The sequence below is a fragment of the Lysinibacillus agricola genome, assembly GCF_016638705.1.
Classification (GTDB): Bacteria; Bacillota; Bacilli; order Bacillales_A; family Planococcaceae; genus Lysinibacillus; species Lysinibacillus agricola.
The window spans coordinates 2,931,456-2,942,203 of sequence record NZ_CP067341.1; the positions used below are offsets into that span (position 1 = coordinate 2,931,456).

Annotated in this window: 12 protein-coding genes; all 12 read right to left on the bottom strand. The window is 39.1% G+C overall.

Going from position 1 to position 10,748, the window contains the following annotated elements; genetic code table 11:
• Positions 1 to 4: 4 nt before the first annotated feature.
• The 12 genes from FJQ98_RS14090 to FJQ98_RS14145 all read right to left on the bottom strand — a co-directional run bounded on the left by FJQ98_RS14090 (position 5) and on the right by FJQ98_RS14145 (position 10,688).
• Complete coding sequence (locus tag FJQ98_RS14090; RefSeq protein ID WP_053592506.1) at positions 5 to 3,220, bottom strand: hypothetical protein; 3,216 nt, start codon at positions 3,218 to 3,220, stop codon at positions 5 to 7.
• Between the two features lie 170 nt (positions 3,221 to 3,390).
• The gene (locus tag FJQ98_RS14095; protein WP_053592507.1) at positions 3,391 to 3,876 is read right to left on the bottom strand and encodes a phage tail assembly chaperone; all 486 of its coding nucleotides are present in this window, start codon (positions 3,874 to 3,876) and stop codon (positions 3,391 to 3,393) included.
• 65 nt (positions 3,877 to 3,941) lie between these two features.
• Entirely contained in the window at positions 3,942 to 4,385 is a 444-nt protein-coding gene (locus FJQ98_RS14100; RefSeq protein WP_053592508.1) for a hypothetical protein, read from the bottom strand.
• A 51-nt stretch (positions 4,386 to 4,436) separates the two neighbouring features.
• Positions 4,437 to 5,837 carry a phage tail sheath subtilisin-like domain-containing protein gene (locus FJQ98_RS14105; RefSeq protein ID WP_198926825.1) on the bottom strand — a complete coding sequence of 467 codons (1,401 nt, stop codon included), beginning with the start codon at positions 5,835 to 5,837 and terminating at the stop codon, positions 4,437 to 4,439.
• Between the two features lie 3 nt (positions 5,838 to 5,840).
• Entirely contained in the window at positions 5,841 to 6,020 is a 180-nt protein-coding gene (locus tag FJQ98_RS14110; protein ID WP_053592509.1) for a YqzN/YkzM domain-containing protein, read from the bottom strand.
• Positions 6,017 to 6,862, bottom strand: coding sequence for a hypothetical protein (locus tag FJQ98_RS14115; RefSeq protein ID WP_053592510.1), 846 nt, complete (start codon positions 6,860 to 6,862; stop codon positions 6,017 to 6,019). The genes FJQ98_RS14110 and FJQ98_RS14115 overlap by 4 nt, the downstream gene beginning before the upstream one ends.
• Complete coding sequence (locus FJQ98_RS14120; protein ID WP_053592511.1) at positions 6,859 to 7,281, bottom strand: hypothetical protein; 423 nt, start codon at positions 7,279 to 7,281, stop codon at positions 6,859 to 6,861. Before FJQ98_RS14120 ends, FJQ98_RS14115 begins: the two co-directional genes overlap by 4 nt.
• Positions 7,281 to 7,661 (bottom strand): hypothetical protein, encoded by a 381-nt coding sequence (locus tag FJQ98_RS14125; protein WP_053592512.1) that lies wholly within the window; start codon positions 7,659 to 7,661, stop codon positions 7,281 to 7,283. The genes FJQ98_RS14120 and FJQ98_RS14125 overlap by 1 nt, the downstream gene beginning before the upstream one ends.
• A complete protein-coding gene (locus FJQ98_RS14130; RefSeq protein ID WP_053592513.1) occupies positions 7,661 to 8,014 on the bottom strand; it encodes a hypothetical protein in 354 nt (117 codons plus the stop codon). The genes FJQ98_RS14125 and FJQ98_RS14130 overlap by 1 nt, the downstream gene beginning before the upstream one ends.
• A gap of 13 nt (positions 8,015 to 8,027) precedes the next feature.
• A complete protein-coding gene (locus tag FJQ98_RS14135; protein WP_053592514.1) occupies positions 8,028 to 9,089 on the bottom strand; it encodes a hypothetical protein in 1,062 nt (353 codons plus the stop codon).
• On the bottom strand, positions 9,089 to 9,490 hold the full coding sequence (locus tag FJQ98_RS14140; RefSeq protein WP_053592515.1) for a capsid cement protein: 402 nt from the start codon (positions 9,488 to 9,490) through the stop codon (positions 9,089 to 9,091). Before FJQ98_RS14140 ends, FJQ98_RS14135 begins: the two co-directional genes overlap by 1 nt.
• Before the next feature lie 13 nt (positions 9,491 to 9,503).
• Positions 9,504 to 10,688 (bottom strand): hypothetical protein, encoded by a 1,185-nt coding sequence (locus FJQ98_RS14145; RefSeq protein ID WP_053592516.1) that lies wholly within the window; start codon positions 10,686 to 10,688, stop codon positions 9,504 to 9,506.
• Positions 10,689 to 10,748 lie beyond the last annotated feature (60 nt).

The following is a 10,748-nucleotide window of genomic DNA, read 5'->3' on the forward strand; positions in this document are numbered from 1 at the left end:
TCTATCACCCCGGTATCATCATATTTGAGAAAGCCTCAGATACTTTACTAGCTAATTTAACGCCAATAGCATCTAAAACTTCATCAGAAAGATTACTTAAATCAACTTGCCCATTCTCATTTGCTTGGATAGTTATTTGTACTTGTGGAATAATATCACCGATACTAATAGATGCCCCACCATTCGCTGTTGCTATATCACCATAGCCTTTTATAATATTTCCACCAACTAATCCACCATCAGCATACGGTTGAACTCCTAAAGCAGAAGCTGTTCTGTATAGTAATTCTCGGCCACGTCCTCTACGACTCGGCGATAGTGGGATAATAGCTTCCGGACCCGCTTCACCAACAAGTCCCATGTGTGGACGATTGATTAACCCGCCATTTGCATACGGCACATATCCACCGCCACTTCTTAGAGCTGGTCCTGAACTACTTTTTGACCCTGCAGGTGCTGCAGAAGGTAAAGAAACATTATTGATTCTTGTTCGTAGACCATCAATGGCACCTTTTAAAGCATTCACTTTTTCTGAAATTCCCGCGAATGTTGATATAGAAGCGGATGCTTGTAGAGTACCGATAACTAATGCAGACATACCAACATTCAATAAAATGCCTTTTGGCGCAAGTGGAAAGTATGCACCACCTACATATGCAGTAGATTGCATTAATGTCATAGTCATTAAATCCATAGTAGTACCTAACATTAAACCTCTGATTTGTAACGGTGCAAAGGTGCTTTTTAAGCTTCCTGTTACTTCACTACTTGATTGAACCAAATTATCAAAGTTTGTTTTAAAAGATTTTATACTCACATCGACTTCCGCAAATGATGTTAAGATGTTATATACACTTTGATGTAACGCGCTCGTCACATCTTCTAATTTCTTAGCTAATGCTTGCGCTTTTTGTTCAATCAATGCACTACTGCCGGTGCTTTCAATATTTGTAGAAGGTGTATATTTTGTAGTTGATGCAGGTGATTGAGAAGTAGAATCTTTTGCTGTGACTTCTGCTGCAGAAGCGTTTTTACTACTAAACAGACTACTAATTTTATTAATAATCCAGTTACCGAATTTTTCACCACCATAAGCTCCTCCAATGCCTCCTCCAACACCCCCAATAATTGTACCTGCAAGTGTTCCTGCAGGTCCTAAAAACGAGCCAAGTGCAGCTCCACCGCCAGCACCTAATTTAGCTCCTGCCCATCCTCCAGCGGCACTACCAGCAATCCCGCTCCAAGATGAACCTCCACTTAATCCGTCAAAAAGTGAGAGTGCAGCACCAATAACCGGAATACGTTTTGTCCATTTACTTACGCCTTTAGGCATTTTAAAATCTTTTATTTTATTCATAAATGATTTTGGTATTTCTTTCGCTTTATCCATAAAGGATTTAGTTTTAGGTGATTCTTTTTTATAGCTTGTAGATTTTGTCTTACTATCATTTGGCGAATTTTGATTTTGCGCCTTTTGTTTAGATTGGTCGGAATAATTACCTGCTGTTGGTTTTGTACTTGAAGTTTCTTTTGTTTTCGATCTTCCAAATTTATCGTATATATTTTTACCTTTAGACAATACACTCGTCCCACCCTTGAAGAATGGTTTTAGGAATTTAAATACTCCCCAACCAGCTAAAAAAGTTGGTACTGCAGCTTTTAAAAATGAGCCACCTGTCTCTTTACTGAATGCACCATGTTCTTGGCGATTGTTTTCAACGTCACCCCATAGGGTACTTAATATACCAATGCCCTCTTTAACAGCAATCCCCATCCCTTTAATTAGCGCTTCACCTATGAGTGTACCTGTATCAATCATGAATGGTTGACCTGTAGAATTCCACCAACTACTTATTGCAGGAACCGCACTTCCGTCCCACCATTTTTTTACGTATGTTTTAGCATCGTCAAAAACAATTTCAAACTTTGCTCCTATAGATAGATCCTGTCCATAAATATCTTCTGCTTGAGGTATTCGACCACCTTTTCTAATTTCAAATTGATGTTGCGGCGTAAATACGCCACCTAAATAATTGAACAAACCTTCACCCTTTGTAAACACAAAATCTGAAAAAGCTTTACCAGCGTCACTTACAGTCTGTTTCCATCCGGCCCATGTTTCTTGATTATTCTCAAGCCATAGGTTGATTTTATCAAGACGAGGTTTCATAGGCTCTAAGAAACCAGTACCTATGGAACGAAATAGTGAGCTTCTGTACCCTTTTAATGTTGCGAGTATACCTGATGCCGTCTTAGAAAGTTTTACCGCACCGTCTTTAAATGATTTTTCCACTTCGTTTATAAAACCGTCATACCCGCCCATCTTTTTTAACTTCTCTTTTGTAACTTGCATGCCAAAGCCCTTCATCATCTCATAGTTACCCATTTGAGCGTTTCCGAGTGCTAACATAGCATCTTCTACTGTTCGACCAGGAGTTAAGGACGCCATATCTGAAGTTATCTTTAATAATCGTTGCGCTTTTTTAACGTCACCATTCGTAATACTTATACCTTGTGTGAGAGCTGGGAATAACTCGGCGGAGCTAAATGGAGTGGTATCAGCAAATTGCCCCATCCACTTTGTTAATTCTTTAGCTTTCTGTACATTACCATCAAGCCAATGAGTCATAGAGACCTCGTACTCTTCCCATCTCATTGCTGCACCTACTGTAGCATTACTAAAATTTTTAATACCTACGTAAGATAGAGCTATAGTCACCATAGTAGGAATACTTGTGATAGATCGTCTGATACCACCTAAAATTCTGGTAGCCCTATCAATAGCCCTTATGGTAAATGTAACAATCCTGGCATTCCGAATGTTATTGAGCTTGCTCTGTATATATCCAATTGTTCTTGAAGCTCTATCCCGCACACCAATTTCAATCATTTGTTTACGTCGTGCAATTCGCTGTACAAGATTTGCTTTCTCTTGCATACGCTTTTCAACTCGGGACATCTGTTTATCAACGTTTTGGCTTACCTTGCCCACTTCTTTACTTGCTGTTGCAGAAGCGGTTTGCACTTTCTTTACTTCTTTTTCTAAATTAGAAGCACTTTTTGTTGCACTATCGAAATCACTAATACCTTTTACTTTTACATCTTTTCCGAGTAGTTTCCGAAGAGACAAAATAGCTTTTTCGGCTTTCTGAATCTCCTCAGTATAATCATCTGATGCAATAATAGGTATTTCTATTCGATATACTTCTTTACTAGACATTCAATCCACCTACTTTTTATTTAAAATCTCTGCTCTTCTTCTAGCTATCTCGTTTTCTCTTTCCAACGTATATGTCATTGACTCATAACAAAAACGTTGAATATTTTTTGGTTTACTTAATATTTCATCTGGCGTTTTTCCAGTCCGTTGAAAAATCTCATGCAGGAGGGTTATTCTTCCTCCTGCTCCGATGAGTTTTTTAACATGTCCTCAGCTTCAATCGTATAACCTGAAATGTCATCAATTATTTGTACTACTGCAGATTTTTCACCAGCTCGAAGTGCTTTTTCAATGAGTTGTGTACCCGTTAATACATTTGTAGCCTTCCAATAATCCTTGTTATCCCAAAGACGAACACGATCCTCTTTTATCGTTGCTTCATAGATAAGCATTGCACGCATTTTAGGATGATCTGTTTCCACAGGTACCTTTATCCCAGCCTTATTATCTTTAAATTTTGTTGCTAGGTCCTGGATCTGATCATATTTTTCCTCTGGAATAGGATTAACAGAAAAACTAAATAAATTTTTACCGTCTCGTGAAATTGTCACTTTCTTAGTTTCAGTTTGATTACTTTCAACCGCACGAAGTAAACCGTCAATAATGCTATCTTCTACCCGTAATAAATCCTCTTTATCTAGATTCTTATCGTTCATTGTTCATTCGCTCCATTTCGTTTTGTAATTAAAAAAGGCGCTTACTTAGCGCCATTTAATTATTTTTATTTTTTATGTGATCGTAATACACCTGTAAAATTCAGGTCGGGTATGCCTCGTCCACTCCTTTTAAAACCGTTTAGTATCTTCACTAATAACATGTCATTAACTACAGTTTCTTTGAATGTTAGTGTAAAAGAGTAGCCGGTTGTAATACCCCAAATAACCCATTGACCCGCTGCTTGATAATCTGCCGTTTCAAATGACATTTGTGCTTGCCACTCATTAACTGCCGCCAAAAAATTCCCATCATCATCGTATAGCTCACCATCTACACCGTGTAGGATATTTCGTGGATCAAATTCTCCTGAATCTAATTTTTCTTGTAACTCAGGTGGCATATTAACACGAAACGACCAATCACGTTGTAGGACTTCTCCCGGTGCTACATTCGCCACATCGATTGTATCAGTCGGAATGCAGCGTCGGAATATATAACGTCCATCCATCTGTAAAACCTCCTAAAAGTTAAAAGAGCCACCATTTAGGCGACTCTGTTCTTAATATTTGAATCCAAATGCAAGGTAAGCTTTTTCTAGTCCGTCTAAGTCTACTAGATTGTCGAACGTAAACCATGCAGAGTCACCCTGCGGTGGTGTTTTAGGATCAACTATCATTGCTCCCGATTCTAATCCACCATCACGAATCATTTGATCTATTTCACCATTTGCTAGTGTAATTACATGTTGACGTCCATCTGGATTATTGTCTACATTGTTAGACATGGCTTTGTCTACTTTGCGAACTATACGGTCAATTAGTTCATAGCGAGTTCGCATTCGTCGAATCTTCTTCCAACCCTCATCTTCATCCTCACCTATTGAAGCGAGTGTATTAATACCATAATCAATTTGCGGGATGCCATCAGAGTTTAGTGAAAATACCATTAATCCATTATTGGCCGCTTCAATATATTCTTGAGATTTTAATTCCCCAACAATTTCTACAGCACCATCAATTGTATTCTTAGTAAGACTAGATTTATAGGTTCCGGAAATCATCGTTCCCATAACACGAGCAGCTGCTAGAGCACCTTTTAATACTCGAGTTGTAGTACGAACAGCATTACCAATGTAGATGATAGCAAAATCATTGAATGCCTTCGCTTTTTGGATACGCGTATTAAAATCGTCCTCTAAGTCATTTGCAAACACTGCTGACGTTCGATATCCTTCTTGTATACGACGACGAATAAACGCTTGTGCAGACGCTTGTAACGCTGTATTTTCAGTATCTAAAATTAATGAATCAAAGAATTTTGTTTCTAGAAGCGGCATAGCTGACGTATAATCTTCAGCTGTCACTGTAGGATCACTACCACCTATTAATTGTTGGCTTACCACAGAAGGTAAGGAACCCTCCTTTGCTTTTTTAACATCTAAATAAGCGCTCTTTGTAAGCACCTCTGTTAAAGCAAGTGCTTCATTGTCACCCGCTTCATAACTATAGCTTTCTAGTTGTCTGCCCTCTTCGGTTATAATAATTTCACGCTTTGAAGGGTCCAAAGCATCTCGTAATGTTACCTCAAATTTGCGTGAAGTTGGATATTTTGTTGTTAATTCAATGTTTCCGGCAGATGCCTCTTGGATTGTTAATTTCCCTTTTGCTCCTCCATTACCAACACGTACAGTATGCATAAATACCGCTCCACCCAAGAACGCTTCTTCTAACAATTCAGCAACAAGACCAGAACCAATTAACTTCTTTAAAGTGGCTGGATCATTGTCTGATGCTTCAATTGTTTGAACAGCTCCCAGTGGTCCCCAATTCGATTTAACGAGTGCTGCACCTACACCTAATGGGCGAGCATAACTCTTATAACCACCGGCATTGTACCAACGTACATAAACATTCGGTCGAGCCTTTTGCTCACCGAGCTTAAACATTGCTCCAATTCCCATGTATTACACCTTCTGTTCTTTAAATTTTTTGATAGCAGCTTTTACCTGTGTACGTGTCAATTTGTCACCTTCAACAAGGGTTAATGCTCCGGCTAAAAATTCAGCCGATACTTCAAACACACCTGCAGCTGCTAGTATTTCTTCACGAATATACTCTTGTTCAGGTACTTTTTTAGTCGTCATTTATGCACCGCTCCTTTCGCCTTATCGCTATCATTCGTATATACATGACGTAGCGGATTTCGTGGTCTATCTTTTAAAATTCCATATCTAACTGACAGTTGAATTTGTCCTTGTTTAAAAGGATCGTAACCATCATTTATTGAAACACTTTCAAAATTCATCGGTGATTTATCAGACATGTAGGCTCTGTTATCTAATAACAGTTGCCGGGATACCTTTTCAGTTACCCGCTTCCGTTTTGCAACGTCTGGATTGATTACATGCCCTCTAAGAGTTGCAGTAATCCAAGCGCCCCATACTGCTGGTTCTGTAGCTGTAATAACTTCCTGACGCCAATACAATGCTGGACGGTCATCTGACGGCTTCCATGTAGCAGGATTAGTTTGTAAATCAACAAATTTCATGCTTGAATATGCAGTCATTGTTGTAACTGGATCAGGTTCAATAGGTGCATGAACAAGCCATGATAAAGAGTGTACCCGGAAGCTTAATCCTCTAGTTAGCGCGTCCCATTCCTCGTCTACAATATCCTCTGTAGAACCAACAAATTCGATATAGAATGGTTTGCCATCCACTTCAAAACGTTTTTTATTAATAACCTTATTAACTTCTTTTGCAAGATTATCAACCGCTTGGAATGTTGTCCGTTTCACATACGGCCATACTTCAAAATCAATAGAAAAATCCGCATACTTTTCTGTTTCAGTTTGAGGACCTTCTCGAAGTACTAGGCATGGTTTTTCCATTTTTGGACCAGCAGCTGACGGCTCCCACACCTCACCTTTAACAGTTGCAACCCCATCAACTAGTAAGTCATACAAAGCCCCACGTACTGTCGTCATGACTCCCAATACCTCCTGATTGCATTTTCAATTTCGCCTTTATGTTTTATAGCTGTGTTTTTCAGTACTGGATTAACTTTTATACCTTTCACAGACTTAACTACAATGGTTTTGCCGCCAATTTCAAACTTCAAAGCTTTTTTGTTTTTCGGAACAATTGGTTGTTTTTTCGGTCCGTAAATACCTGTCCCTAGCTCATGATACATCCCTACTTTTGCACCATGAGCGATGTAGATAATAGTTCCGTTATCAGTTTTATCAGCTCCACCGTGTATAGCTGCACGAGTTGCACCAGTACGATCAGTCCAACTTGCTGTTGATTTTGCGTCCTTTTCTAATTCTTTACCTAAATGAGTCCCTAGTGCATGTAAACCCGCTACTTTTCTATCCAATTTTTCTTTAAATGAATGAAGCGGCATTATGTCACCCTCTCCAGCTCGCCTTGATATCCTACAACCTCACCATTTATTCTTTGCGGATATATGGATTTCACCAAGAAGCAGATTCCTTCAACCTCAAATTCATCTTTAACAATTGTGCTTGCTTGTATATCCGCTTCAAAATCAGCCAATATACCAAAATATGTGTCCGTTTGCTTCTCGCCGGCCAGTGTAGTGACTACTTGAGGACTAGATGAACCTGAGTTAAAGATGCGAACCATAAAAGGGCCAACATCAATGTTCTTATCATCAATGTAGCCCTGTGATTTTTTCTTTATTGTTCGGTTGATATTAATAGTTGTGGGGTTTTGCTCGATGTTCCATTTTGTATGCTTTCGTCGCATTTCAACAATGTTCATCACATCACATCCGGAGCCTTAAATTTTAATAAAAAACTAGATTGTGTTTCACCCACTTCATTCGCTTGCTCTTTATACTTTTGAGCCATCCGCAAAGCGTGTGCCAACCTATCCTGTAACTTTGTTAGTTCATACTTTTCATTACCAGCTGAATAACCCTCGATGTCACCTTCAAGTAGTCCTGCCTTTATGGTCCATCCTTCAGAAGCGGCATAATAGATACTCTCAGACTCTCGTAACATATCATCCAATTCCGCATTCGAAAAAGTTGTATCCTTATCTGTACCGCCTTTAGGAATTATGTCATTAATCATTTTCCGTAATCGGTCGCGCAATGCAATTGTCGGCTCCATCTACTTCACCACCTTATCGCCCTGGCAACGTAATTTCTTGGACATTTTCCTCAACTGCAGCAAATACCCCACGCCAAAAATCGCCAACGACTTGAGCTTCAACTAAACGGGTTAGGTCGCCAATTGTTGCATTGATTTGTAAGCCTTGTTTCACTAATTCTTTAAATCCTCGTTTCGGACGAATTAGATAAACCTTTCCTTCTGGAACACCTTCATAATCATGTGATTTTTTTGATACTTGCGCTTCCCATCCATCGTAATAGATGATGTCACTAATACCTGTTGTAGCTCCATACGGTGTCGCTTGTAATGTCATGCTACTCAGTGCGTCTTGAATATCCTCTTTATGAGCAGAGTTGGCAAGAAGAACCGTTCCTGGACGCTTTGCAGTACGAGTATCTTTTAAACCTTCGCGTAACGTAGCACGTAATGACAAGATGTAATGTGCATCTGTTGATGTGCCGGCATTTCCATCCGGTTTTACATATACAGGAGCAGTTTTGTTTGCTGCTTTATAGCTATACTTAAGAATTGGTGCTAGGTGCAAATGATTTAGTAAAGCGTTGTGCGCCTCTCCAAATGCTTTATTAAGTAATTCAAAATTAAAGGTTTGATTAAAAATTTGCATTTCTTTTGTATACTCGAATCCAGCTGTAAATCCTTTGAGTCGAGCGATTGGACCTTGTTCAGCTTGTAAGCTACCAAACTTAACTTCTTCACCTTCTAAATGTTCAAAGAATACCACTGTTCCGTATTGCGCCCATTTCGCTTCAAATTCACGCGGGAAGTTTGGATCCTGCAAAGTTTCATAAATTGGCTTGTAAAGGACCGGTACATCCTCACGTCCTAACTCAACATCAAGAACCACCTTTTGAAGTAATTCTTTACGAGACGTTTCAGAAGTCATCATTTCGCCAATGGGCTTTGACAACTCATAAGTTTCCATTTCCCCGTTTACAATTTTTTTCGCAACTTCATCTTGTTGCCCATTAATTAAAAAAGGAACCACCGTTTCGTGAGTTCCTTGTCGTCGTTGTTCTTTTAATGTGTCTACAGAGTGTACTCTTGCTGTCATTATACATTGCCTCCTTGTGGTGCTAAGATGAACCAAATCACACCTTTTGCATCTTTGCTTTGTGTTACTGTACCTGCAAAGCGAGTTGTATCACTTTTTGTTTCGGTGAATTTGCCTTTATCAAAATAAATTTTCGTACCGAATTTGAATGATTGCGTTTTTTCAATTTGATCCGTTTCATATTCAGCTTGTTCAATGTTTAAAATTATCTCTGATGTATCACCAGCAAGTGTCTTTACAGACTGTATAGCAGAACCGAAGAAACCACTTATTTCATAAAAAAGTCCCGCTTCAATGGCTGTCTTTTCAGGCACTGGAATTCGAACACTTTTACCGTCACCAACTTTTGCTCGATACGCATTATAAACTGTACTTGATACTGGTTGACCTGTGTATGGCATTAAAATTACCTCCTTATAGCGCTGTACGCTTTGTTTTTAGGCCTTGTGGTGTATTGGTATTCCCACCTGTGTTACCCAATCCAGCGGGATTGTCAATGTGATAAGAATTGATGATGTTTTTTACTACTCCATCATTAAAAAACGAATCCATCTCTCCCTCTATTTGATCTTTCGTCATATCTGCAGTAATGGAATTTGAATGATAAGACCACAGCTTCCCAATCGGTGTTTCAACATTCGATATATCCTTTCGAACATTCTCAGTTTTAATTTTTGTTTCCATCATTTCGCCAATGATTTTCTCAACACCTGCATTTCCTTGTTTCTCTAATGCCTTCGCCGCTTCATTAGCAACAGTAACAACATCCATTTCTCCTGAAACACCAAGTGCTTCTTCGACTTTTTGCAATTTGTCTACTGATTCCGTAAGATTTTTAACCCACTCAGCATCAATATCTGATGCAATTTGCTCCGGCTTCAAGCCCATTTCACCAGCAATCATTGAAAAAGTAATTTGTTTATTTCCCAACATTTCTTTCAGAGCATTTAATACATCTTCTGGCTTCATGCCAGCACCTCCCTCATAATTTTCCAATTCACCTTCTGGTCCTTCTCCTTCCAAGTCCCACATTTCGCCAGACATTGCTACGATTCGAGTATTCATTCCGGCTCGATCTAATGGTGTCCAGTCAATTGACATCGGATCATACCCGATAACGTTGGTTTCTCCCGCTACTCTTTGTAGCTTTGGAATACCAAAAATACTTACTTGTCGTATTCGCTTCGATCTAATCCAACGCTTTAAATCTTTTGCTGAGGCATCAACAACGCCACGAAAATAAGCAATCTCTCCTACCATTTTTGCCCCTACCCAATGGGTAACAGGTGGTAAGAATTGATTGCTTACGTCTTCAGCCTTCTGGTGGCCTAGGAAACCATTTAATGTTTGAGTGTTAACTGCTTCAACAATATTTTTTAGAGAATTGGCTGTATAATTCCATCCTCTTTTTGATTTAGAAGCGGGTATTTCAACGACAACCTCTAGTGGATCATCATCTCCTTTTTTTAATTCATTCACATCAACTCCAGGTGCTGTTGGAACATCTTCTATTCTCATTTCCCCGGCAATATTGCCAAACAATTGAAAAAATTCGTTTTTCCCTTGTGCCATTTCGCCACAAAGCATAGAGTATGTCATGTGTTCACCCCCTCTCTATAAGAAACATAAAACCTGACATGATACTTTCTATAGCTTGTT

Bases quoted from the DNA above. Each gene is read 5' to 3' on its own strand.
- FJQ98_RS14145 (WP_053592516.1), bottom strand. From the start codon at position 10,688: ATGACATACTCTATGCTTTGTGGCGAAATGGCACAAGGGAAAAACGAA.
- FJQ98_RS14130 (WP_053592513.1), bottom strand. From the start codon at position 8,014: ATGGAGCCGACAATTGCATTGCGCGACCGATTACGGAAAATGATTAAT.
- FJQ98_RS14100 (WP_053592508.1), bottom strand. From the start codon at position 4,385: ATGGATGGACGTTATATATTCCGACGCTGCATTCCGACTGATACAATC.
- FJQ98_RS14105 (WP_198926825.1), bottom strand. From the start codon at position 5,837: ATGGGAATTGGAGCAATGTTTAAGCTCGGTGAGCAAAAGGCTCGACCG.
- FJQ98_RS14090 (WP_053592506.1), bottom strand. From the start codon at position 3,220: ATGTCTAGTAAAGAAGTATATCGAATAGAAATACCTATTATTGCATCA.
- FJQ98_RS14125 (WP_053592512.1), bottom strand. From the start codon at position 7,661: ATGAACATTGTTGAAATGCGACGAAAGCATACAAAATGGAACATCGAG.
- FJQ98_RS14120 (WP_053592511.1), bottom strand. From the start codon at position 7,281: ATGCCGCTTCATTCATTTAAAGAAAAATTGGATAGAAAAGTAGCGGGT.
- FJQ98_RS14115 (WP_053592510.1), bottom strand. From the start codon at position 6,862: ATGACGACAGTACGTGGGGCTTTGTATGACTTACTAGTTGATGGGGTT.
- FJQ98_RS14140 (WP_053592515.1), bottom strand. From the start codon at position 9,490: ATGCCATACACAGGTCAACCAGTATCAAGTACAGTTTATAATGCGTAT.
- FJQ98_RS14095 (WP_053592507.1), bottom strand. From the start codon at position 3,876: ATGAACGATAAGAATCTAGATAAAGAGGATTTATTACGGGTAGAAGAT.
- FJQ98_RS14110 (WP_053592509.1), bottom strand. From the start codon at position 6,020: ATGACGACTAAAAAAGTACCTGAACAAGAGTATATTCGTGAAGAAATA.
- FJQ98_RS14135 (WP_053592514.1), bottom strand. From the start codon at position 9,089: ATGACAGCAAGAGTACACTCTGTAGACACATTAAAAGAACAACGACGA.